The 23,679-nt window shown below is 58.0% G+C and carries 17 protein-coding genes and 7 pseudogenes; 10 read left to right on the plus strand and 14 right to left on the minus strand.

What is annotated here, in order from left to right; translation table 11 throughout:
• Nucleotides 1–149: 149 nt before the first annotated feature.
• Nucleotides 150–1,249, minus strand: a pseudogene (locus tag IVB36_RS00085) (IS630 family transposase); the annotation flags it as partial.
• Nucleotides 1,250–1,476: 227 nt separating this feature from the next.
• Entirely contained in the window at nt 1,477–1,842 is a 366-nt protein-coding gene (locus IVB36_RS40310) for a UPF0149 family protein (protein WP_346731030.1), read from the minus strand.
• Here IVB36_RS40310 and IVB36_RS00095 point away from each other — a divergent pair.
• Nucleotides 1,834–1,974: a hypothetical protein gene (locus tag IVB36_RS00095; RefSeq protein ID WP_247390120.1), complete on the plus strand. Its 141-nt coding sequence runs from the start codon at nt 1,834–1,836 to the stop codon at nt 1,972–1,974. The two genes, IVB36_RS40310 and IVB36_RS00095, sit on opposite strands and share 9 nt — an antisense overlap.
• Nucleotides 1,975–2,273: 299 nt before the next feature.
• On the opposite strand, the pseudogene IVB36_RS40315 reads toward IVB36_RS00095, so the two are convergent.
• The 3 genes and pseudogenes from IVB36_RS40315 to IVB36_RS00110 all read right to left on the minus strand — a co-directional run.
• Nucleotides 2,274–2,457 (minus strand): annotated as a pseudogene (locus IVB36_RS40315) (transposase); the annotation flags it as partial.
• A 343-nt stretch (nt 2,458–2,800) separates the two neighbouring features.
• On the minus strand, nt 2,801–4,189 hold the full coding sequence (locus tag IVB36_RS00105; RefSeq protein WP_018459519.1) for a PLP-dependent aminotransferase family protein: 1,389 nt from the start codon (nt 4,187–4,189) through the stop codon (nt 2,801–2,803).
• Between the two features lie 368 nt (nt 4,190–4,557).
• Complete coding sequence (locus tag IVB36_RS00110) at nt 4,558–5,457, minus strand: dihydrodipicolinate synthase family protein (RefSeq protein WP_018459520.1); 900 nt, start codon at nt 5,455–5,457, stop codon at nt 4,558–4,560.
• A 758-nt stretch (nt 5,458–6,215) separates the two neighbouring features.
• Between IVB36_RS00110 and IVB36_RS00115 the strand changes: the two genes are divergently transcribed.
• From IVB36_RS00115 to IVB36_RS00125, 3 genes and pseudogenes are all read left to right on the plus strand, one after another.
• Nucleotides 6,216–7,178 carry a hypothetical protein gene (locus IVB36_RS00115; protein WP_018459521.1) on the plus strand — a complete coding sequence of 321 codons (963 nt, stop codon included), beginning with the start codon at nt 6,216–6,218 and terminating at the stop codon, nt 7,176–7,178.
• A 336-nt stretch (nt 7,179–7,514) separates the two neighbouring features.
• The gene (locus tag IVB36_RS00120; protein WP_026233830.1) at nt 7,515–8,480 is read left to right on the plus strand and encodes an ornithine cyclodeaminase family protein; all 966 of its coding nucleotides are present in this window, start codon (nt 7,515–7,517) and stop codon (nt 8,478–8,480) included.
• Nucleotides 8,481–8,537: 57 nt separating this feature from the next.
• Nucleotides 8,538–8,950: pseudogene (locus IVB36_RS00125) on the plus strand (IS481 family transposase); the annotation flags it as partial.
• A gap of 441 nt (nt 8,951–9,391) precedes the next feature.
• Here IVB36_RS00125 and IVB36_RS00130 read toward each other — a convergent pair.
• The 3 genes and pseudogenes from IVB36_RS00130 to IVB36_RS00140 all read right to left on the minus strand — a co-directional run.
• Nucleotides 9,392–10,168: a GntR family transcriptional regulator gene (locus IVB36_RS00130; protein ID WP_247390122.1), complete on the minus strand. Its 777-nt coding sequence runs from the start codon at nt 10,166–10,168 to the stop codon at nt 9,392–9,394.
• Nucleotides 10,169–10,410: 242 nt separating this feature from the next.
• Nucleotides 10,411–11,510: pseudogene (locus tag IVB36_RS00135) on the minus strand (IS3 family transposase).
• Between the two features lie 82 nt (nt 11,511–11,592).
• Nucleotides 11,593–11,829, minus strand: a pseudogene (locus IVB36_RS00140) (integrase core domain-containing protein); the annotation flags it as partial.
• Nucleotides 11,830–11,904: 75 nt separating this feature from the next.
• On the opposite strand from IVB36_RS00140, the gene IVB36_RS00145 reads away from it, so the two are divergent.
• On the plus strand, nt 11,905–12,927 hold the full coding sequence (locus IVB36_RS00145; RefSeq protein ID WP_247390124.1) for an IS110 family transposase: 1,023 nt from the start codon (nt 11,905–11,907) through the stop codon (nt 12,925–12,927).
• Between the two features lie 186 nt (nt 12,928–13,113).
• Here IVB36_RS00145 and IVB36_RS00150 read toward each other — a convergent pair.
• A pseudogene (locus IVB36_RS00150) lies at nt 13,114–13,830 on the minus strand (DDE-type integrase/transposase/recombinase); the annotation flags it as partial.
• A gap of 149 nt (nt 13,831–13,979) precedes the next feature.
• On the opposite strand from IVB36_RS00150, the gene IVB36_RS00155 reads away from it, so the two are divergent.
• Entirely contained in the window at nt 13,980–14,300 is a 321-nt protein-coding gene (locus tag IVB36_RS00155; protein ID WP_245288553.1) for a plasmid pRiA4b ORF-3 family protein, read from the plus strand.
• A 308-nt stretch (nt 14,301–14,608) separates the two neighbouring features.
• Nucleotides 14,609–14,934, plus strand: a pseudogene (locus IVB36_RS00160) (IS5/IS1182 family transposase); the annotation flags it as partial.
• Between the two features lie 205 nt (nt 14,935–15,139).
• Here the strand turns inward: IVB36_RS00160 and IVB36_RS00165 are convergent.
• The 3 genes from IVB36_RS00165 to tnpB all read right to left on the minus strand — a co-directional run bounded on the left by IVB36_RS00165 (nt 15,140) and on the right by tnpB (nt 19,025).
• The gene (locus IVB36_RS00165) at nt 15,140–16,630 is read right to left on the minus strand and encodes a CoA-binding protein (protein WP_018459888.1); all 1,491 of its coding nucleotides are present in this window, start codon (nt 16,628–16,630) and stop codon (nt 15,140–15,142) included.
• Between the two features lie 456 nt (nt 16,631–17,086).
• On the minus strand, nt 17,087–18,343 hold the full coding sequence (locus IVB36_RS00170; protein WP_247390126.1) for an aminotransferase class I/II-fold pyridoxal phosphate-dependent enzyme: 1,257 nt from the start codon (nt 18,341–18,343) through the stop codon (nt 17,087–17,089).
• A 436-nt stretch (nt 18,344–18,779) separates the two neighbouring features.
• Nucleotides 18,780–19,025, minus strand: coding sequence for an IS66 family insertion sequence element accessory protein TnpB (gene tnpB, locus IVB36_RS00175; protein WP_018459885.1), 246 nt, complete (start codon nt 19,023–19,025; stop codon nt 18,780–18,782).
• Between the two features lie 63 nt (nt 19,026–19,088).
• Here tnpB and IVB36_RS00180 point away from each other — a divergent pair, with 63 nt between their 5' ends.
• From IVB36_RS00180 to IVB36_RS00190, 3 genes are all read left to right on the plus strand, one after another.
• Complete coding sequence (locus tag IVB36_RS00180; RefSeq protein WP_198293410.1) at nt 19,089–19,505, plus strand: hypothetical protein; 417 nt, start codon at nt 19,089–19,091, stop codon at nt 19,503–19,505.
• 31 nt (nt 19,506–19,536) lie between these two features.
• Nucleotides 19,537–19,752, plus strand: coding sequence for a hypothetical protein (locus IVB36_RS00185; protein ID WP_247390128.1), 216 nt, complete (start codon nt 19,537–19,539; stop codon nt 19,750–19,752).
• A 978-nt stretch (nt 19,753–20,730) separates the two neighbouring features.
• Complete coding sequence (locus IVB36_RS00190) at nt 20,731–20,895, plus strand: hypothetical protein (RefSeq protein ID WP_157643126.1); 165 nt, start codon at nt 20,731–20,733, stop codon at nt 20,893–20,895.
• Nucleotides 20,896–21,276: 381 nt separating this feature from the next.
• Here the strand turns inward: IVB36_RS00190 and IVB36_RS00195 are convergent, their stop codons facing one another.
• Nucleotides 21,277–22,062 carry an SDR family oxidoreductase gene (locus IVB36_RS00195; protein WP_018459883.1) on the minus strand — a complete coding sequence of 262 codons (786 nt, stop codon included), beginning with the start codon at nt 22,060–22,062 and terminating at the stop codon, nt 21,277–21,279.
• 144 nt (nt 22,063–22,206) lie between these two features.
• Nucleotides 22,207–23,121, minus strand: coding sequence for a 3-keto-5-aminohexanoate cleavage protein (locus tag IVB36_RS00200; RefSeq protein WP_247390130.1), 915 nt, complete (start codon nt 23,119–23,121; stop codon nt 22,207–22,209).
• Nucleotides 23,122–23,679: the final 558 nt, after the last annotated feature.

Consider the following 23,679-nt stretch of genomic DNA (forward strand, 5'->3'; position numbering starts at 1 on the left):
CCGTGCGTAACCGCATGAGCTCCCACGTCGGGGGTGATCAGCGGGGCGCGCGGGTAGCGGATCGGCATCCAATATTGGCGCAGCGCCTCCACAGCCGCTGGAATATCGGCTAGTGGTTCATCACAGTGAGTTTGACTCTTTGGGGTGGCTGGATAGGCGCGGCCGAGTTTGGCGCGGGCTTTATCTGTTGTGAACATCCATTTGATGCGGGTTCGGGTTTTATTCCGCCTCTTTTGCCATGCTGCGATCTCGTTTCGGAGCCTTTTGGGATCGTCGATGCGGCGGCCGAGACACTGGCGCTGTAGCACGCTGATCTCGCACTCGACCATATTGAGCCAACTGGCGTGCTTCGGGGTGAAGTGGAACTTCGAGGCGGCGCAGGATGCGCGGGGCCTCGGCGGGCGCGAAGGCCTCATACAGCGCCCCAGGCTTATGGATCGACAAATTGTCCTGCACGACACGGATGCAGGCGGCGTCGGGATAATGGACGTCGAGGAGATCACGGATGCAGTGGGCGTAGTCCACGGCGGCGCGGCGGTCGGTGACCTTGAAGTTGCGCCAGCCCCGATGTCGATCGAAGGTGACGAAGAGATTGGCGGTGCCGTTGCGGCGATACTCGTAATCGTAGGGCTCGCGCTGTCCCGGTTGGGCCGGGACCGGCTGGCGCACCTCGCCGATCAGCTAGATGGGATTCTCGTCGAAACAGACCAGCGGCCGGGCGGGATTCTGCGTCTCGGCGTAGAGGTCGAGCACGTTCTCCATGCGGGCAACTATTCGCCGTCGACATGGGGAATGCACCACATGTCCCTGCGCCACGGCTTGAGGTCGTTCTCGGCCAGCAGGCGACGCACGGTCTCGCCCGACAGGCTGTTGTGATCGGTGAGCTTGACTATCGTGTCGGCCAACACCGTCAGCGTCGAGCGTTTGCAGCCGGCGGGCGGCTTGGCGCATGCGGTCGCCACCAGCAGGGCTTCCTCCTTGCCGGTCAGCTTGCGCTCAGCGCCCGGACGCGGCTCCTCGCTCAAGGCCCGCTCCAGATTCCTTCCAGGAAGCGGCGCTTGGTCCGGCCGACGGTGGAGAGGCTGACACTCACGGTCCGAGCAATCTCCTCATCGCGGCAGCCTCCATAGGCCGCCAGCAAAATCTGCGCCCGCTTAAGCTTGCGGGCGGCGTGCTTGCCGCCGCCCTGCATCGCCGTCAGTTCGTTGCGCTCGGCTTGGTTCAATTCGACCCGATAACGTACATTCATGCTTTGCCTCCTTGTCGGAGGCCGGGACGAATCCAACGATGAGTCAAAAATCAGGCGCGCGCTTCACCGAGAAGCAGGGTTATTACCTGGCTTTCATCCATACCTACGCCCACATGTTCGGACGTCCACCCGCCGAAGCCGACATCCAGCGCCACTTCCGCGTCAGCCCGCCTTCGGTCCACCAAATGATCGTCACCCTCGAACGAAACGGCGTCAACCTGGCGTCCTCAGAAGCATCGAAATCCTCGTGCCGCTGGAAAGCTTGCCGATCCTCGAATGGCTCGACAAAACGACGTAATCACTGTGATGAACCAGTAGTCCTTACGGTGGTTGTCAGGGCTGTTTCGTGGCGGCCCGAGCAGCGGACAACCTTGATCGTCGCGACAGTGCCGCAGGATGGGCAGCAGCAGACGGTGATTGACGTTGCTGGCGTCCAGTGACGGCGCCCACGCCGGCAGCCTGAGCCGCATCACGGCGTAGAACCCCTGGCACCAGGGACACGCGTCGACATCGCCATTGGCTTCACGCCGGTGCATTGGCGCGAACTGCTTCGGCGCGGTCGAAAGGGTCTGCCGGATCTCATTATGGCGCATGCGACGGCGGAGATCGCCGCGAACTCCGGCGTGTCGCCGCGGTTGAACGCATCGGCATCGATGGCAAGCAGCGGGCAAATCCAGTCGAGCGGGCTCATCGACACCGGTCTGGACACGATAGCGGCGACGTAGCCGTCGAGCGCGGGAAGCCTGGTGGCGGCAGGATGCCGGTTGACGCGAGCCTGGAGCCATCGATCGAGCTCCGCAAGGGCATGGCGGCGGCCGCCATTGATGGCGAAGCTTTGCGGTGACGCGGGCTCATGCGGCTCGCGGGTGCGCCGCCTTGTTCCAGGCGAGCAGATCGTGCAGCTGATGGCTCCTGGTTCGCCCGGATTGAGCGAATAACTGATGGCCTCCACCAGCTTCGACCGGGAGAAGAGCTGGCCGACCATTGTGGTCAACCGTGCCGCGAGCGCCTCCATGAACGGAGCGGCCCTGGCGGGGCGGACGGCGAGCCGCTGCTCGGCGCTCGACCCGCGCGATCTCGGCCGCGATCGCATAGACCGCCTGCAGGCGTTCGATCACCTCGCGCGCGAACGGCGACTGAGTCGTCTTGAACACCTCGACGAACTTACATCGGGCATGAGCAGGACAAAAGGCGAGCTGGATCTCGCCGCCCGCCGCCGCATCGATGGCTTTATTGCAGAGGTCTATAACAAGGACCGGCTGCACTCGGCGCTCGGATACCAATCGCCGCTGAGTTTGAAACCGCCTTCGCGCAAAACAAGGCACGATAACGCATCATGGCAACCGCGCTGTCACCGCAATTACCTGTCTCATCTCAGGGGTGCAGTCCAAAACACCTAATATATATCATGCCCTGGCTTAACATCTCAGCAAGCGCTGTGCGTCACATGAACTATGACCCCTCAAAAAGCGGATCTTGTTACACCGTCAATGGAGCTCTACGGGAGCATGGTGGTGCTGAATAGTATAGTTTTGCAGCGTCAGGCGACATTTAGGCGACTGAGAACACGTTCGAGGGCGGGCGGGTGATGATTTCATGCAACGTGTGCAGAGCGCTTGAGAGCTCGGGAAGACCATTCGGACCGCCTAGGCAAACTCGGATCGCGCCAGGTTCAGCGTCATCCACCATAGACGCATTGGGTGGGGTGACGAGTATGCCGTGGACTCGTGCTGCAGAAGCGAAGGCACTCGCTGACCATTGTGAAGGCAATGGCAGCCAACCATAAAAAGGGGGAAACTTCAGCTTCTCTGCGGTCGGAAAAATGTCGGAAAACACCCGATAGCGCTCGATCGCTTGCTGCCGACGCACGTGCACGAGGTCGTCCAACTTGCGACTCTCGATGAGTCGCACAGCCATCTCGCTAAGCATAGGAGGCAAGTACCAACACGAGGCGTGCAGCAGAAGTTCGGTTTGCTCGATTAACGCCGGCGGAACCATCAGCATCCCAACGCGGAATCCTGGTCCGACCCGTTTCGAATAAGACGTGATATAGAAGCTGCGGTTGGGGATGAGCTCCGTGAGAGGCAGCGGTCTATCCGGCAAGAAGAAGCCATGGACATCATCCTCGATCACCATAAGGTCGAGGTTATCGGTCACTTCCGCGATGCGCCGTCGGCGCGTAAGCCCCATGGTGCGGCCCGTGGGATTCTGCAAAGGCGGCATGCAATAGAACACCTTGGCGCCGTAGTTCCGGCTGGCTGTCTCCAGAGCGTCAGGATCCGTGCCCTCGCGGTCCATAGCCACCGGGACCAGCACGAGATTGTTCGCCGCAGCGATAGCTTTGAAGCCGGAATAGGTGACGGTATCCACCAGGATGGCGTCGCCCGGCCGCGCCACGAGCCGCACCGCGATGTCTATCGCATGCTGGGCCCCGTTGCACAGGAACAAGCAAGCCGGATCCACGGCGAACGGGCCGCTGCAGAGAGAAGCGGCAATGATCTCGCGGTGCCGACGGTTGCCACCATGGGGTTGATAGTCCAGCAGCGGCGCAAGATCACGCTTACCGCCCATCTCGCCAAACAACGCGGACAGGATCTGCGTCTCGTTTCCGTTGGCGGGCACGTTGAGCGCCATGTTCACTGGCTCGTATGCGGCCGTCGCTCGGGTCCTGGCGACGGAACGTCGCTGGATGAAGGTACCTTGCCCGACATGGGCCCTGACAATGCCACGGTGCCCTGCCTCCCGATAGGCTTTGCTCACAGTGCCGACGGACAGACTTAGCTCCCGTGCGAGGTCACGGTGCGCCGGCAGCCGGTCGCCATCGGACAGCCGGCCGCCGACGATGTCCCGCTCCAGAGCATTGACCAGGGCAAGATAGCGCGGCCCCTCCGAGGCGAGCTGCCGAGGTCGCCAGCCCGGAAGCGGTTCATCCAAGCTCATTTCCCGCGTTCCTGTCCCTTCGGTCTCATCGCTTGCCAGGCATGAAGATACCTGACGTACTTTGTTTTAGTGCCACCTTCGCGGTCCCACCGCTGTCGCGACTTCTTCGAAAGGTCGTTTCGGGTTTCGGCACCACCATCTGATTGATGCCGACAACCTCCAGCTCCTCTTTGTGCGGATCGTCGTCGCAGGAGAGCGGGTGAGATTTAGACAGATCGTAGGCAATTTATTCACCTGTGGGTATTCTTGGTGGATGTCCCATTTCGTGCACATATTCTTCTTGCACTAAGAAGGCGCGCTAAAGCGCAAGCCGTCGGAACACAGGTTTCGAAAAGTAAAGACTTATAGAACAATTGTGCGCCTTTTCATTAAGTCTTTGCCCAGCGAGTGAGACCGGATTCGGCGACGATCTTTGCGATGGTTGCTTTCTGTTCGTCTGCCAACCCCAAGAGCGGCAGGCGCGGAACACCCGCGCCCCGGCCGAGCTGAGTCATGGTCTCTTTGATGGCCGCGTAATACGATCCGGAGTGGAAGCACCGATAGAAGGCGAAGACGTCGCGGCCGAAATCATCCAATGCCTTCTCACCACTCAGAGCCTTGTCCCAATAATCGCGGATCAAAGGCCCGGCGATTTGATGCGCCATAGCGACCACTCCGTGAGCGCCCACAGCGCGAGCCGGCACGATCATGGTTTCGTAACCGATGAAAACGCGAAGTTTGTTCCCGACACGCTGCACAAGCTCAGTCACTTGAGTGATGACGCCGGAGCTATCCTTGATCGCGACCACGGTTGGCAGGGCGGACAGCTGCTCCACAAGGGCGGGGGTAATGTCGATGCCAGCGCGCCGCGGGCTGTTATAGAGCATCAGCGGCAGTGACGTGTTTCGGGAGATGTGCTCGAAGAAGGCCACGATCTCACGCGGGCTCGGCATGGCGTAGAATGGCGGCAGGATCAAGCCGCCCGTACAGCCTACCGCCACGGCCGAATGGCAGGCTTCCAGTGCATCCTGGACACGCAGATCGGCGACGCCTGCGAGGACGGGGACGCGGCCGGCCACGTGGTCAACAGCCAACTTGTAGAGGCTCGCGCGCTCGGCCTTAGTGAGCGCATAGAATTCCCCGGTGCTGCCAGCCACGACGACGCCCTGCGCGCCATTTGCGATCGCATCCTCGATGAGCGCCTTGTATCGGGCTTCATTGATGGAGCCATCAGCTCCGAACGGAGTTACGAGTACGGGGAAGACACCGCCCCAGTTCACATTGTTCATAATCGACTATCCTTTGTTGGAAGATACGGTCGAAGGTGCGGCCGCCGGTGAAGCGAGAGGGCGTAGAAGATGGCGCACCGCGCGCATGGTTAGCGTCAGCAGGCGCTGCGATGATATTCTCGCACGCCATAATCAGGGCATTTGCTTCCACTCCATGACGCGTTCCCGGATAATCATGCATCTATTGCGCCAACGAGCTCCTACCGCAACATTGCATGTCCGACATCATCCCAGGGCGTACAACGTGAGCCGCGGTTGGATTGGACGGGAGCATTCTCCTGCGAAGATCCACCATGCATGCAAATGCCGGGAAACCGACAATTGTCGGATTTGTTCGGTCTATGACGCACAGGGGTTCGGCCGCATCCTGCCGCACACCCGCAATGTGTCTTGATGTACTCAGCAAGTTGATCTTTAGGCTCATTCTGTTGGCTGGCATGATTCTTGGAATTCGTCTTCGCGGGTGACCGAAGCTACCGACCAATATTGCATCCTCTGGATGGACTAAGGAAAGCAAATGCCATTTCTGGGTTTCGCTTGGAAAAGAAGCCATGAAAGATCCCTATCCCAAACGCGTTCGCCACCCTTGTCCACCTCCGACCATAATCGTCGGCTGCCGACCTCCGCTGGCGTGATCGCGAACTAGAAGCCCCGTGATAGCGACCTCCATCTCGCAGTGACGCGGTGGGCAACCTAGAGCCGAATGGCGCCTGCCCTCACCCGCGGTTGAGTTCAATGAACGTCGAAAGAAGAGAAAGATGACCGAGCTGCTTGGAATTTATACTGATCATCAGATGACCACGCCCTTCACGATGGCTCAACTTTCGGCGAAGATTAAACCGCTTGCGACAGATCTTGGGAGAAATGGAGTCCTCCTAGTCGCCACATGCGTACGAGTCGAAGCCTATGGTGACGAGTCCGCACTCAGAAATATGGATAGCACTATCTTTTGCGGCCTCTCATGCAAGCGAATTGAGGGAGCAGCGGCAATTTCCCAACGTCTTGCCGAGATAGCATCCAGTGCTCATTCGCAGATCCTGGGTGAGAGCTACGTCAGCGATCAGCTCGAAAAGGCCATCGAACTCGTAGATCAAACCCTTCCGATCTTCCAAATTGCACGCTTCGCACTTGATATAGGCCGTGCTGCGCGCGAGCGACAGAGGTTCATCGCATCGTTCAATTACGATCAGATTGTCCGCGATATAATAGCTGATCGCTTTCCGGATGAAGAACCACCCGACCGACTTTATATAATTGGGGCGGGAATGTTGGGCCGCGGACTGATAAGCAGTGGCGTAGGAGAGTCATTCCGTTCCACGATAGTCGTAACGCGGAGCCCTAAGAACCTTCGCAAACGCCTCCGCCCCTGGGCTGATATGGAAATCGCACTTATGCGCCCGGAAGAGGTTGGATACGAGCCTGAACCACGATCGATCGTCATTATTGCAACCGCGGATGTCGATTATGAATATGAAGCTATCCTTCGCCAGGCGCTTCTACGGCTGGAACCGCGCATCATAATTGATCTGTCCTCAATTCCGGCGCTGCCCGACAGAGCAGATGGGCAGCTTAGCTACGTGAGCATGTACCACGAAGAATTTCTCCGGTTCATCGAACACAACAATAAGCAGCTAACTCCCAAATTACCACTCGTGCTTTCCGACATAGAGACAACACTCCGAACGGTGCAAATGTATCTTTCCGCAAAGCAACCTCAATAAAGGAGCGCCCATCGGGCTCGGGAGAATAAGCATGCTCACGAAACTGAAGGTTCCGGCAAACCGCTACGGCACATTTGTCAAGCTTGCTCCTTTCCGGGCGTGCCCGCATCCGCAATCATAACCGAGTGTCCAACTTCGGCAGGAGCATCGCCAACGGGCCATAGTGTTCAAAGCTAAGAACGACCAGCTCGCCGCGGTCTTACTGGGAAGCCCCTCGGCATCCTGGGATGATAAGCAGCAATGGCGAGAGGTCACCTGAAGCCCATTCGGAGCTGCCGACACTCCCACTTGAAGAGCGCGACCGATCCGGCCGGAAACATCAGGAGAGGCGGTAACATGACGATGTGTAATGTAAGATGGCTAAGTCGGAACGACGTTGTGCGAGCCAATCTACCGCTCGCCTTAGCGCTTGATCTCGTCGAAGAGACTCTTCGTGATCACGGCAACCGCGCATTCGAGAACCCGCCCAAGATCGGGATTCACCCGGCGCACCAAGCATTCATTCACGCAATGGCCGGTTGGCTTCCAGGGCAACGCCGAGCCGGTCTTAAATGGGTTGCTGGCTACCCAAGCAATCACAAAGCTGGCCTACCAACCATCACAGGGCTATTGATATTGAATGATCCGGACACCGGTCTACCAATTTGCGTGATGGATGCAGCTTACCTGACTGCAGTTCGCACAGCGGCGGCGTCGGCGATCGCGAGCAAATATTTGTCGTCGGGTCACGTGGACAGAATAGCGGTGATTGGTGCTGGTCTTCAAGGCCTTTACCACATCAGAATGCTGTCGCTAATTCACCCCAATGTCGAATTCCAAGTCGTGGATATCGATGAGCCTGCCGTGAAGCGATTGGCTGACCAGACCGACTCAAAAGCACGGATAATTCACGTAAAGGAGGCTGAGACGGCGATTCGTACTGCTGACGTCGTGGTGACAGCAACAAGTCGACTGGACGACGTGGCATTCCGGTTCGGATGGGTCAAGGAGGGCTGCTTGGTTTTGCCTATCCACGTTCGCGGATGGTCAGAGGATATCACAACGGCATCGGATGTATTGTTGACTGATGACGTCGATCAATTCAAAAACTACATCGTTGCTGCAGGCTCTCCCTATCAAGATATTTCCCGAGTTCTTGGATGCGTCAGCGACGTCATCGCAGGAAGAATCGCCGGCAGGGTCCACGATACGGATCGAATTGCAGTATTCAATGTCGGCCTCGCATTGCACGACATTACTATAGGTTCTGCAATACTAGATATTGCAGAACAGGAGGGCCTGGGGACAGTGGTATCCTACTAGGTGCTTAGTCCCAGGCTTTGATGGTGCATTCTTGTCGCACGATTCGACGGATGCGCAATGGGACAAGTTTTATACACGGCTGCGCCACCAAGATGGAGGCAGTCCGTCGAGCATACAAACACTCAAGAGAGCCTGAGAGCGCTCACTAAGCTACGGATTATCCAGAAGACCGTCGCCAAGTGGAAGCAGCGCAAGCTGTCGCCGATTTTCCCACAGGCCCGAAGAAAGCCAAATCGAACGTGCTTTCCATCTTTCCATCGAGGAGGAGGCGACCATCATCGCTTTCCGGCGCCATACCTACTGCCTTTCGACGATTGCCTCTATGCGCTGCAGCCGACCATGCCGCATCTGATGCGACCATCGCTGCATCGCTGTCTCCAACCGTACGGCATCAGTCGATTGCCGGAGACCGAAGGCCCCAAACCGTCGAAGAAAGAACGGCTTATCGGATCGGTTATTTCCACATCGAAGATCAATTTTATGAAGACTGCAGTGAACGGGAAGACCAACCCGCTCTAAACAAGACTTCCGCCTCCTGCCATCAAAACTCACCAGCTTGAGCTTAGACAGGCTTTTGACCGGACAGATCTCCAATCTTTCCGTCGATGTCTCGGAACAGGGTGGTGCAGCCGCCCGGACATTGCTTCAACAACCAATACACTCCACGGAAAGACTCCCGCTCACCAGCGACCTGGGGATGTTGCCGTGTTCTGGGGCACTGTCCTCAATGGTCCAGCATACTTGGTCCTGCTCGCCTTGAGACACTTGTCGGAAAGTAACGGCAAACGATCATCCGCGCAAAATCAACGGAAGCCGACAGCTCGGCGACACGCCAACTATATGATTCAAAAAATAACATCAGGGGACAACAGCCAAGCCACCAAGGGGACGGTTTTCAAGCCATGCTGTAGTTAAGCGTCGACTTTGGTTCGCCGTGAAGAGGTGCGGGTGCTGTCAGAATCCCTTGCGCGGGGACGCGCCGCGCCATCAGGCTGAGTGCCAGCAAGCAATGCCAGATATCTATCGAGAGCCTTCTGAAATTTCGCGCTCCATATCTTTTGCGCTTCCTCGCGCTTTCCGTCCCGAATCGCTTTATAAAGCTTGACGACATACCTCTGAGCGTCACATTTGCGGTCGGTATAGACGACAGAAAAAAAATTGTTAAATCGCCTGATATCGCCAGTAAGCTCCGAAAAATAGCGCATTGTTCTTTGAAGCTCCGTCGCGTCCACCATTGCTTGCTGAAACTCAAGATCATTCTGAATTGAGTCTGATTGATCCTCAAAGTCCGAAAACTTAATGGCATTTTGTGCGAGCTTCTCGATCGTTTTCAATGACTTCTGGGAGATTTGCTTCGGATTCGCAAAGATATGATCAAGCGCTAACCTTCCCAAGGCCATTCGAATATTATAAACCTCGGCAATGCTCTCCGCGTTCACTGCGGTGACGGATGCACCTTTGTTGAGCTTTATTTCAACAAATCCCTCTCGCGCCAAAAGCCTCAGCGCCTCGCGGACTGGATGGCGCGATACATTTAGCATTTCGATTAGTTGCTGTTCCACTAGCCTATCGCCGGGCTTAAAATGCCGGGCAATTATTGCATTCCGGATCTGCTCTGCCGCAAATTGAGTGCTTTCTATAGGGGTCATTCGCCCTAATGTAGCGCTATTGCCATCTCTAGCTCGCATCGAGTTCTCCTCGTGACCGATGAAGGATACGTACACGGCAATGCCGTTGCATACTATATACGTGTGCGTTCATTGAAGAAAGAAGGCGGCCGCTTTCACATTCCGCAGATAGGCGCATCGCAAACGCGCTGCGACAAGTGCCCGGCCCCCGAACTTTCATCCAGCGGTAACTAGAGTCTCGTGGGTTTTGAAGTGCTCCCCAAAACTAGGCCAGCTGATGCTGGAATTTTCCGGGGTTTAGCTCATGCCGGCGGGGGCGCCGATGAGCCATTCAACAGCGATATCGGCGCCTTGTTGCCGATCGCGCTATGGGGCCGGATTTCGTTGTAGTCTCTACGCCAATCCTCCATTTTCTGCCGGGCCTCGTCAAGGCTCAGGAACCAGTGCGTGTTCAGGCATTCGGTTCTGAACTTGCCGTTGAAGGATTCGATGAAGCTATTGTCCGTCGGCTTGCCGGGACGTGAGAAGTCGAGCACAACGCCTCTTTGATAAGCCCAGATGTCGAGATCGCGGGAGATGAACTCCGATCCCTGATCCACACGAATGCTCTTCGGGTAACCGACGGTTTTGCAGATGCGCTCCAGAGTCAGCACAACGTCCTCGCCTCGATAGCTGAACCGCGGATCGACCGCCGGCGAGAAGCGGCTGAAGATGTCGACAATCGTCAGCACGCGGAGTTTGCGGCCGGTGGCCAGCTGGTCGTGAACGAAGTCCATGGCCCAGGTCTCGTTGATCTGTTTGGCATCGGTTCGATCTTCTCGCAGCTTGGCCTTGACGCGGCGCTTGGGCGTTTTGTTGCGTAATTGCAGGCTCAATTCCCGGTACAGGCGATAGACCCGTTTGACGTTAACGGCCCAGCCCTCCCGTTGCAGCAGCACATGAATGCGCCGATAGCCGTATCTCACCCGCGTCGCGCAGATGTCCTTGATCCGGTGTTTGAGAGCGGCCTGGTCGCCGCGCTTCGACTTTTAGACGTAAAGAGCGCGATCAACCCGAAGCGAGGAGCAGGCCCGCCTGACTGACACCTTCCAGTCACTTCGCACCTTGTCGACAAGCTCGCGCTTGCGGCCAGGCCTCAGAGCTTTTTTGAGAGCACATCCTGAAGCATGGCCTTGTCCAACGACAGGTCGGCGACAATCCGCTTCAGCTTCGCGTTCTCTTCCTCAAGCTGACGCAGCCGCTTCATCTCCGAGGGCGTCAAGCCTGCATACTTCTTCCGCCAGTTGTAGAAGGTTGCCTCGCTGATCCCGGCCTTGCGGCAGACCTCGGCCACCGCCGAGCCGTCTTCAGCCTGCTTCAGCACGAATGCAATCTGCGCCTCTGAAAACTTCGATGTCTTCATGGAACTCTCCTCGTCCCATCAGGGGATCATAAGTGGAAAATTCCAGTTCAAACTGGCCTAATTTGGCGGGGGCACGTCAGTTTTACGCCGCTTGGCGCGGGTGGACAGCAACGGACGATCGGCGGAGCTGGTCAGGGTTGCGCAGCCGATCGCCCTTTGCGGTGAATGCGGCAGCATAGGCCCCGGGTGTTTGGTATTTCAACGAAGAGTGTTGGCGCTCGCCGTTGTAGTCGGCGACCCATTCGGCGTGCTTGTTCCGTGCATCGTCCAGGCCGAAGAACAGCGTTTGGTTCAAGAACTCGTCGAGCATCCGGCCGTTCATGGGGAAGACGGCCCTGCTCCCTCGGCGCCGGCGCTATGCTGGCGATGTCTGTACCTAACAGGAGCAATCATCATGGAAGCCGTGACAATTGAGTTGGATGTCGCGAAGCACGTATTTCACGTTCATGCGGTTGACACTCAAGGTCAAGTGACCAGCCGCCAACGCCTCCGGCGCGGTGAGATCGTTTCCTTCTTCTCCTCGCTGTCGCCCTCCCTGATTGGGATAGAGGCTTGCGCCAGCGCCCATTACTGGGCGCGCGAGATTCAGCGGTTTGGACATGATGTGAGATTAATACCGCCAGCATATGTGAATCCCTATGTGCGGCGGGGAGCAAAGAACGATGCCGCTGATGCGGCCGCAATCTGTGAAGCAGTTAGCCGGCCCAATATGAGGTTTGTTCCCATCAAAAGCGTCGAGAACCAAGGCTTCTTGATGCTTCATCGTGCAAGAGGCCTGCTGGTCCGCCAGAGAACCATGACCGCCTGCGCTATTCGAGCTCACTTTGCGGAGTTCGGAATTATTGTCGGACAGGGCCGGCAAAGGGTGGAGGGTCTAGTGGATTTGTTGGATGACGAGGAACTCGCGCTACGTGCCACTGCCCGTATGGCGCTGGCTGTTCTTGTGAACCAACTGAAGGAATTGGACCGGCAGGTCGACGCTATCGAGCGTGAGCTGGCTCAGATCCAGAGAGTAAATCCGATGGCGAGGTTGCTCTCCTCGATTCCCGGCATTGGGCCCATAACGGCCACGGCCCTCGCCGCGACGGTGCCGGACGCGACCATGTTCCGCTCCGGGCGAGAATTCGCGGCTTGGCTGGGCCTGACGCCTAAGCAGAAGTCCACCGGCGGGAAGGACCGGCTCGGCCGCATAACGAAGCAGGGCGATTCCTATCTCCGGCACTTGCTTGTCATCGGGGCACGCAACGTCGTTCGGTATGCAAAGGCACGGTCCCAGGTCGGAGGTGGCTGGATCGAAGCTCTGCTTGAACGGCGTCGGCCCATGGGCGTCGCTATCGCCGTCGCCAACAAGTTGGCTCGGATCATCTGGGCGATGATGACGACCGGTGAGTTCTACCGGGCTAAGGCTGCTGGATGAACTGCCTAGCAGGCTGGCCAATTTAAGGTGTGAGGGCAAACGACAGCATGATGGAAACCGGCGGAGCTGGGGATCGAGAAAGCCCGAAGAGCTTTACGCGCAACAAGCGCGACCCGTTGATGAGGCCTCGATCCGCGACCTCCATCAGGGCCAGCGGCCATGTTATCGGTCGCAATGACAGGCCGTGAAGCTCTCGACGAAGGCATTCTGGATCGGCTTGCCCGGCGCGATGAAGTGCCAATCGATGGCGTTGTCCTTGCACCAGGCCAGTATGGCGTTGCAGGTGAACCGGTGCCGTTGTTGGAGACGATGGAGCCCGGCCTACCGCGCCAAGCGACGAGCGACGTCAGCTCCCGGGCCACCCGTCGCCCCGAGATCGATGTGTCCGGGATGCGCCCAGACATTCCTTGGTGACCGATGTTAAGGACTCGAAAGCGCCGTCCATGGCGAATTGGTCATAGACGAAATCGAGGGACCAGCGCGCGTTGGGCTTTGCTTCCACAAGCATCGGCGCCCGGACGCCCATAGCCTTGCGGCGGGGCGCGGCGCTTGCGCACGGCGTGCCCTTCTTCCCGGTAGAGCCGATGCATGCGATTGATCCCCGACCGCTCTCCCTCCGCCGCAACAGGATGAGCAGCCGGCGATACCCGCCGACGCTCATCGGCAAGTTCGCGCAGCCGCGCCCGCACCTCGGTGTCCGGCGGTCGGCGGGACCGGTAGCGAACCATCGTCCGGGTCCGCGCCGACAATCGAACAGGTCCGCCGTTCCGAAAGGCCCATGGCGGCCTTCAGGTGGGCGGCTCCAGCGCGCTGGGCGGCGGCGCTACCTTTGTTTGACAGCAATTCCCGCAACGCTGCCGTATCGAGCATTTGCTCGGCCAGAAGCTTCTTCGGCTCCAGGCGGCATTTGGCTGGACGAATAGCCACCTCTTCGAGTTCTTCGCTGGTGATGTCCATTGGGGGATTCCTGATCCGGCAACGATTACGGCCACCGGCCCATCGATGCCAAGGCGCGCCTCTGCGATATCGTTCATGAGACCGGCCCCAAGACGATCCACTATCTCTATGACTTCGGCGACAGCTGGGACCATGTGATGAAGCTCGAAAAATGGTTCCACGACACGTCGACCGAGGGACTTCCCTCTTGCTCGAGGCCACCGGTCGTTGTCCTCCCGAAGACGTCGGCGGTGCGCCAGGGTATGCCCATTCTCGATGCCATCGGCGACCCCTCCCACCCAGAGCACGAACACATGCGCCGCCGGGGCCCCGAACGCTTCGATCCCAACGTCATCGACCGGAAGGCACTCGAGGCCGCCGTCAACGCTTTGTCCGACATTTGGAAGCGGCGGCGGCGCGTCACGCGGCTCAAATAGACGTCAAGCGTCAATCAAAAAGGGCCGCAGAGCTAGGCTTGCTATTGAACGAAGCTGCGGAGTTGTGGGCCCTGTGGGATAGTGCCGCGGGTGCGGCTGCGGGGAAGGTGCGCGCGTGCTCACCGCGCGTCGGCGAGCCATTCATGGCATATGAGCGTCCCATTGATCGGGCCAAGCGCGCGATCTACCGCGAGGCGTTCCTGTGCACGGTTCAGCCGGGCGCCATTGGCGAGGAGCGATAGTGGCGCGAACGACGGGGAATATCCGCCGTCAGACGCCGTGATAGCGCCCGCGTTACGTCATGCTCTCCCCACAATCCCTTTGACGGCCACACGCTGCAAACCGTCATCCCAGACATGGAAAAGCTCGTCAGCAACATCATCGAGCGGCTCCTTCTCGACAAGACATACCGCGGCCACAACGCGGCACCGGACTACAAGTTCAGGGTCCTCATCTCGGGTCAGAAGCGAGGTGTCACGCCGTCGATCATCGAGAATGTCATCGGCCATCTGAAGGCGGAGCACCTCATGGAACGCAAGTACCTTTGGTTCACGCACGGCGATGCGAACAACGCCGTGCTTGCCGCGTCGGCTACAACTTCCGCCGTCTCCTCTGCTGGCCCAGGGGTTTGCTGGCACCAAGCTCCTGGCCGCACTCTTCGCCCGGCCGCCCCTCAATCGGACCCGAAAAGAGGTATCTTCACGGTCGACTAACGATCGGCAGCTTGGTGAGTGCGTTTGCCTCGACTCAAAAATTTCCGATGACGACGTCTGCTCCGACGCTGCCTTAGTCTCCGTATACCCGTTGGAACGCTTTCAGATGGTTGCACGGTGACTCACTTATTGAGCCGACGCATGCCACTCAACCACCTTGCCCAGAGCTCGGACGGAAAGCCCCGTGCCTTGCAGGAGCGGTCGGCCGGCGAACACGGGTGGGGTTCCGGCAATCTCGTTGCCTTGAACTCCACTCATCTGCGAAACTGGGACGAGAACGATTTCAGGATGTTGGGATACTAGCTCATTAAGAGCGAGACCAACTGGTGATTTGTCATCAATGCTCATTGGTAGGTCCTTGCCCCAGAGCAGGATGTCAAACTCCCCACTTTCTCCGAGTACCTGCAAGCAACTGCTTAGGATCTCAGCATCGAAGGAAGTCTGGGCACTTAGATCGAGGGGATTGAAGCAGTTCGCGAATCTCGGAAGGACGTCCGCCAGTCGTTTGCGAAGATGGTCAGAAAATGAAACGAGCCTTAGTCCTCGCGTGGACAAAATCAGGTCGGCCATGATGTTTCCCATTCCACCTGAGAAGCTTGCAAACGCTACGCGATTTCCTCGTGGTCTGCTGGACGCGTTGAAAGCCACGATGGTTTCGATCAGATCCTCTGCCGAATCAACCGTGATCACACCCAGTTCTTCCAGGAGCCGGATGTCCCCTTCATAGGTGTTCGCGGCTTGTGTTGCCGTATGACGGCCAATGGTCTTTTGCACCTCGGAATGAGCGCCGACGCGCAACATGATGATCGGCTTCCCCTGTTCTCGCGCGTGCGTGCAGGCAATTGCGAAATTCTCGGGATCCTTGATCCCTTCGGAATAACTGACGATGACCTGTGTTTGTGGATCGACGGCAAGAAAGTTGATTACGTCGGCTGTTGTTACACTGACTTCATTACCTGTCGTCGCGATTTTGCTGATGCCGATGCCCCTGCCAATCAAAGGATGCATTATTGCAACCATCTGTCCGCTCTGGAAGACACAACTGACCCCTCCGGGGACGATTTTTGGTATCCTGCTTTCTCCAACAGCAATCATTGGGCGGTGCAGATTAACGACGCCATAAGTATTGGGACCGATAACCGCCATTGTCGGCCTGTCTTTGGCCCAGTTCTGAATTTGATGCTGCCTAGCAAATCCTTCGGCTGCGTCGAGCTCGGCGAAGCCGCTCGAGATGATCTGTGCGGCGCCAACTGAGTTTCGCTTGCATTCCTCCAGAATAGGCAGAATGTTCTCAGCCCGAATGCATACGACAGCTAGATCAATCTCGAAGGGAACGTCTGAGATACACCTATAACAGTCTACGTCGTCAACCTTGTCGTACTTCGGGTTGACAGCGGCGATATTTCCATCAAAGCCGGACAATATAATGTTGTTGAGGATGCTCTTCGCGAGACTCGGCTTCGATGTAGCACCGACCACCGCAACTCCCCGGGGTTCGAAGAGGGGTTGAAGACTACGTTGATTGCTGGTCGTTTCCAACTTGTCTAGGGCAGGCCGGTAGGTCTGTTTTGTACCGCTCATTCCTTGCACGATTGTCTTCTCGTTAGCCTTAGGCATGTAGGTCCTCGCAACGCAGAAAGCTGAAGTGGGATCAAAGATGTCAGACAACTCCCGGAGGCGACGCAAGGGTCGGAACAGAGTCAGAGCCAGCGAGCGCGTAGGATCTTGTCGCTCGGTGCAGCTAGGCTGTTCAGTGCCACTTTGTCGACATTAGCCCTGTCGCTCCAGGAGAAACGGAACTTCGTTAGTTTCGCAGCATTCAGTCCTCTTTTTCACTTGGTGTTACCAACTCTCAACAACACGCGTGCCAGCGGCGTCTAAGCCTTGAGCTTCTGACACGCTCGTGTTCTTTACCCAGAAGACCTCGTTTTGCTGTCAGGTGCAGGATCAAAATCAGCGGCCGTTGCGCGCCGCCTTCAGCATTGAGCAACTTCCATCTTTGCGTCTGCATCAATCAACAGGATGTTGTTCCCATCAAACAGTTTTATCAATTCGTCCGCGCGATTCATTAAATCACCTCAGGGGGTAGGGCTTTCCGGTCGTTTCCTCTACTTTTTCCAGAATGCAGTCGCATAGCCGCTCTATGTCATGAGCCTGGTGCTCCGCTGTAATGCACAGCCGAATCGCTGCTTTCCCACCCCCGGTGGTAGGTAAGAACATGGCCAGGGTAGCGAAACCAAAGTCGAAGAGCCCTTTTGCGATTGCAATCGCATTGCCCTCCGATCTAACGGAGATCATTCTGATCGGAACCGAACTGCCCTCGCCAAAGGTCGCAATGCGGCGATCAAAGAAGGCGATACGCTCCACAAGTTGTTCCTGCCGCCGACCTAGTTCTACTGAACGGTGAATTTTACATGACGCAAGCGCCGCACCAACGGCCGCTGGGTTGGGCGATACCGAATATGAATCGAGAACATAAGATCGACGGAACAATTTCTCGTGGTGGGCCGCTCCAAGCATTAGCATTCCGCCGGAAGCGCCGAAGCCTTTAGCCAGCGAGCCCGCTATGATCGTTCGCTCACCGAGAATTTGGAGGAACTGAGACCGAGCGAATCCTTCGCCATGGCGGCCGAAAGTCGAAATGCCGTGCGCATCGTCGATATAGAGAAAGAGCCCATAACGTTCTTGGAGCTGACGAAGTTCCTTGATGGGCGAATAACCTCCCGTGCAGTAAACGCCATCGCATACATAAGCGACCACGGGATGCTCGCAGCACAAGCGTTCGAGAGCGTCGATGTCGTTGTGGTCGATCGTCCTTACCTGCGCTTCATCAGCCACCTGCTTGTAGCGGGCGAGCGAAATGCACGCAAGGCTATCGAATACTACGATCGGCTTCTTGCCTCCCGTCAACTGACCCGAAGCAAGGATTAGCATGGCGCCAAGATTGGCTAAGATGACACTGGAAAAGACAAGCACACGCGCGCAGAACATCTCAGACAGGTCTTCTTCAAGTTCCGTGAGAAGATCGAAATTGTATTGCCTTTTGGCACAGGAAGAATGCAATGACTGCTGCGCTTCAATCGCTTTGATCGCGCCGGCGGCGATCACAGGATGAGTATCGAGACCCAGATAGGAGGAGCCTACGAAGTCAATTATATCGCGATGACGATCGGGTGGAGAGTCGTCACGAGCAAGGACCCGTTTGGCGGTGGCACGTCCATTGCTGGGTATGACATTAGGTCGACAGGCTGCATCGAAATACGGATCGCTGATTCGCAAGCATTCAGTCAGGCGACCGGCATCTGAGGGAACGATTCGCTGTGGTTGCACTCTATCCTCCATTCTGACGAAGGGAGCCCGCCTCAGCCCCTAGCTGCTCAAGGGCATGGCAAAAGCTAGGCAGAAATGGCAGTTTCTGCACAAACCACTGGGCTAGATCGATTGGCCATTCGTCAGGCAACTAAACCGCTAGTTACCCACTTAGTCAGCTGCCAAGTCAGATAGGGCCATGTGAAGTAAGAGGTGTCTCCAACACGAATGGCCCGCTCCGAGCCACCCGCGCGGTTTCTGAAGTCCACGGGTTGGGTCGCAACATAGATCATCAGCGCGCGGGTGGCCTCAGTATGAACGTGTCCGTCGGAGCGACAAACCAAATTTACTCAGCACAGCAAGGCCAGGCGTTCCGCGCACCTCCAACCGTGTACCCAGGAACTCAACCGTAACAGCCGCTGGTAGCGACGATTCCGATAACCAAAGGCACAAACCGTTAATGTATCCGCCGAAGCCGTAGCACGCTCTGTGGCCGCCACGTATGCCGCGGGTTGCGCCAGTCGATCGCCTCCAGCAGATAACTCATGTGCGCCGCGGTCAGCCCCACCACACCGCTCACCGTCACCGTCAGCGTCACCGAGCCAGACAAAACGGCCACGGTCCAAGGCTTGGCATAGAGCGACAGTCCAAGTCCATCGTGCCACAAGGCCTTGATCAGCGAACCGCCGCGGCCGCGGAACACGAGACGTCTCCGGCAAACCGATCACGACCTAGGCCTTCCTGCACCAATATTGACAAACCCTGCATGCTCCTGCACGTTGGTGTAGCCGATCGAATCCAGATCGTGCGTTCGAAGAGATCGGGATCATCGACGCTCCAGAACCTGCAGCACCCGCGCCAGGGCGGCCGCATCGACAATCACCGGCGATCCCTGTCAAGGACGATCACTATCTGCCCGCTCGTCAGCGTGGCCGCAACCGCCGGCCCGACCTCAGTGGCAAGGACGACCCGCGCAAAGCCAGATTATTCGCTTTGCGGGACGCCGAAAAACAGAAAGAAGATCGATTGGAAGCTGATCACCGACCTACCTGTTGGTTCCCGCACCGACGCCATTGAGAAGCTCGAATGGTATGGTTTGAGATGGAAGATCGAGGTGTTCCAGAAGATCCTCAAATCGGGCTGCAAAGCTGAGGAGTCGAAGCTCAGACCGCCCAGCCTCTGACCAACCTGATCTCGCTCTTTTGCATCCTGAGTTGGCGGGATTTCTGGATGACGATGCTCAACCGTTCCGCCCCAAAACGCCGTCAACCCTCGCGTTGACTGCGACTGAAATCGGTGTGCTCGATCGCCTCAACGACGAACCAAAAGCAAGACAGAAAACGCTCTCGCACTATCTTATCAAGATCGCCCGGCTCGGCGGTTATCTCGCCCGCGCCAGCGATCCGCCGCCCGGCAATACCGTTATGTGACGCGGGCTGTCACGCCTCACCGACATCGCGCTGGTGCAATGGTCGTAGGAGAGTTTGTGGTAATTGAAAGCCTCACTGGAGGGAGACGCATTGTAGGCATCCTTGCCGAAGGTAACGGTGCTCCCAGGGCTGCGCACAACAATCTGACGGACGCTGGAACCATGCACCGTTGCTAGCGCAAATGGACGGGATGGACTGGATGAAGGTACGTCGAGCGGTTGTGAAGCGCTCGCAATCCTTGAGTGACAACTTGCGCCGAATCGGGCCCTGTTTGGCTTTGGCGGCGGCTCTGCACTGAGGGGCGGCAATCACGCTGGTTGTTGCAGCTTCGGAAGACCCTTCTGGTCGGTAGAGCGGCGGGCAATCGAGGCAGAGAACAGTCGCGTCGCTCTCCGAAATTGCAACACTGACTGCGGCGCACGCCGATCTCGCCGCGGTCAACAAGGCGGCCGACGCGCGGATTGTGGAGCTGATGGCGATCTTAAAGACTTTGGAGCGCACGCTTTATGGGGACGCGCTCGTAGTGCAGAGCGAGGGGCCGAGCGATGAGCGCAGATTGCCTTCGCATAGACGAGATCACCACCGGAGTCGCGGCCATCAAACCGCACTGGCCAAGGCAGGCGGCGAGGACACGCCGCACGCGCGCCGCGGCCGCGCAAGGAAACCGGCGCGCATCTGGATGCGGGTCGAGATCGTTGCCGAGCACAACCTGCCCCCTGGGCGAGACGCATCGAAATGTTTGGACACGACGCGGCGAAGTTGCGCCTGATCGTGACGCCGCCCGAAATACGTCTACCCCAACCATGATGACGTACTTCAGACCCCGGCACCCGCTCACCTGATTGAGAACGACCTTCGCGTCAGGGCGCTTTTCGCCCAGATCGCGGTGACCAACTATCCCGAAGAAATTCCGCTGTCTCGACCGATCTTCGTGCGCAATGGACGGGCAAGTTGGCTTCGAATCGCAGCCGTTATTCCGTGCTGGAGACGATCAAGCCGGGCGAACGGGTCTTCGCCGACGAGACGAACTTGCCGACGCTCGCTTGCGAAATCCGGCAAGCCGCAAATGCCTGGCTGTGGCCTATGCGCGTGACGATCGGCCGTTCGGCGGCATCAGCCACCGGTGATCGCTTATCGCTTTGAGGAAAGCCGCGGCGGTGAATGCGTAGAGCACCATCTGATAGGCTTTGCCGGCCTCCTGCAGGTCAACGGCTATGCTGCCCACAATCTTCTCACGAGGTCCGCGGGCACGAATGAGTGTGTGCGACTTGCGGCCTGCTTTGCCCGTGTCAGGAGCCGTTCTACGAACTTCACGTCAACGAGAGCTCGCGCCTAACGCGCAGACTGTCACGATCAAGGCTAAGCTATGGTAGATCGAAGCGGAATCCGCGGCCCCGCCACGCAAGTCCGCGGGGCGGCCGTCTCTGGCAGTTCGAAACAACGAGCATGATGTGACCTGCTCACCTGGCGACCCGCCCTTCTAGCCGGTTTGTTTCTCTTGGGCGTCGTTACGATTTCTTGTTCTCACAAGATTAGATGCAGTCCGGCATCCGTGCGCACGCATTCACCGGTCATGTTGGCCGAGGCCGGACTTCCTAGGAAGCAGACGAGGTGAGCGATATCCTCGGCCGTCGAGGCGACCTTCAGCGGTACTCGCGCCACCACGGCATCGCGCACCTGCCGGGCGCCGGCCTCGCCACGACCCTTCGTGAACCACTGCGTATCAATGTAGCCGGGGCAAACAGTGTTGACGCGAATGGAAGGCGCTAGCGCACGCGCCAACGGCGATGTCATAGCATTCAGCGCGCCCTTGCTCGCTGAGTATGCGACCGATGACCCGTCGCCGTTGATGCCTGCGATAGAGGAGACATTCACCACGGCGACCGACCGTCCGCTCACCCTCGCGCCAGCATCGAGCAGCGGCCGCGCGGCTCGGATCATCTGGTACGGCCCAATCGTGTTGACTGCATATATGCGCTGAAAATCGTCCGCCGAGAGGCCGTCAAGATCGTGATGCGGCACATGTTTTGTTGTGCCGGCATTGTTGACAAGCAAGTCGAGCTGTCTCCACGGCGCGGCAGCCGCGACAATCCTCTTGCAATCTTCGTCGCGAGAGACGTCGCCTTGCACCACCACCACCTCGGCAGCGCCCGCCATGCGGCAGGCTGTGGCAGTAGCCTCAGCCTCCTTCTGGCTATTGGAATAATTAATCACGATACGCGCTCCGCCCTTGGCCAAGAGGCGCGCGGTCGCGGCCCCAAGCCCCGATGCAGAACCCGTCAGTATCGCGCAGAATCCATTCTTCAGCATCGTTCTCTCTTCTTCTCGAGCATCATATTATAAGCGACAGACCAAAGTGGCGCGTAAGAATGCGCGATCCGCACAACTCTATTGCGCGCACAGATACAGGTCCACTGCCCCGCTTCCAATCGCGACGTAAACCCGCTTCGCACGTCACAGAGATAACTTGGTCTTCTTAGAGTTGGAAACCGTGAGCTTCTGGCGCACTTGATCCGGGCTCATCACCCGCACCCCCATCCTCTCGAGAATCTCTACGGCCTGTTGCGTGAGCTCGGCGTTGGTGGCCAACCGCCCGCGAGACAGGTAAATGTTGTCCTCCAAGCCTACCCGCACGTTCGCGCCGACCAACGGGGCCAGTGCCGCATAGGGGAGCTGCATTCGTCCGATCGAGAAGACCGAGTAGATCGCCTGCGGTGGGAGCTGGTGGATCAACGCCAGCAGTGTGGTTGGGTCATCTGGAGCGCCGTATCGAATTCCCATACACAGCTGTATCAGTGCGGGATCGTTGATCAGGCCTTCCTTGATCAAATCGCGCACTAATACCAACTGGCCCGCATCGAACACCTCGAGCTCAGGACGGACGCCGAGCTCCTTCACGCGTGCAGCCATCGCGCGCAGCGTCCCGGCAGTATTTACCATAACGTATTGACTGCCGGCGCCCCAGTTCATCGATCCGCAATCCAGTGTACAGATCTCGGGGCGGAGCTCTTCCACATGCACTAGCCGCTCACGAACGCCTGCCATGTCCGTGCCCGTCGGGTTCGGCGGCAAAGGAGAGTCCGGCTCACCCAGTACAAGGCCATTTCCCATCCCCGCAGTCAGATTGATGACCGGATTCACGTCTGACTCTCGAATGCGTTCTACCACTGCCCGATACAACGCGGGGTCACGCGAGCCACGCCGTGTTGTGGGATCACGCACGTGGATGTGCACCACCGCTGCCCCGGCCCGAGCAGCCTCGATCGCAGACTGCGCGATCTGCTGCGGGGTCACCGGCACGTGCGGGCTACGCTCGACCGCATTCCCAGCCCCTGTTACCGCACAAGTAATGAATACCTCAGAGATCATGCCCACCTTCCTTCTCCCTTACTGAAGGCCTGAATTGTAGTCGATGATGACACCTTGCTTCGAGTTGCCCAACCTAGACGGCACCAGCGCAGTCGGTCGGAGTGATGGAACGGGTCTCATCAATCGACGTTCGCTGCGCCAATGCGGACGCCTCGACAGCCGCAATCCTTGTCTAAGCAATCGGTATGCCATTGCGGACCTCCCGCACGCGACCCCCTCTAAGAGGAAAGCACGCGCATGAAACTGTCTGGTCTGGGAATGAGATGCGCGTCGTCGCATTTCAGACATCACCATAATCAATCCAACACGGCAGGGCTGACAAACCGGATGTCAATGTGCCGGTCGTCTCTCATGCCAGGTCTGAACTCTGCTTGAAAAGAAACGCGCCAGTTTCGCAACGCTCACGGCTGACGCGCTCCCTCAGTGCAGCGCGCCGGGAGAGCGCCTGGTCGGGAAAGTACACAGTCGCCCGTGAACAAGGCTCTAAGCGATTGAGCAGGATTCTGCTCTTTGGTTTCGAGGCGGTTTGAGCTTACAGGGAACGGGCGGTTGAGGGCG

This window comes from Bradyrhizobium sp. 35 (assembly GCF_023073215.1).
GTDB lineage: Bacteria > Pseudomonadota > Alphaproteobacteria > Rhizobiales > Xanthobacteraceae > Bradyrhizobium > Bradyrhizobium canariense_D.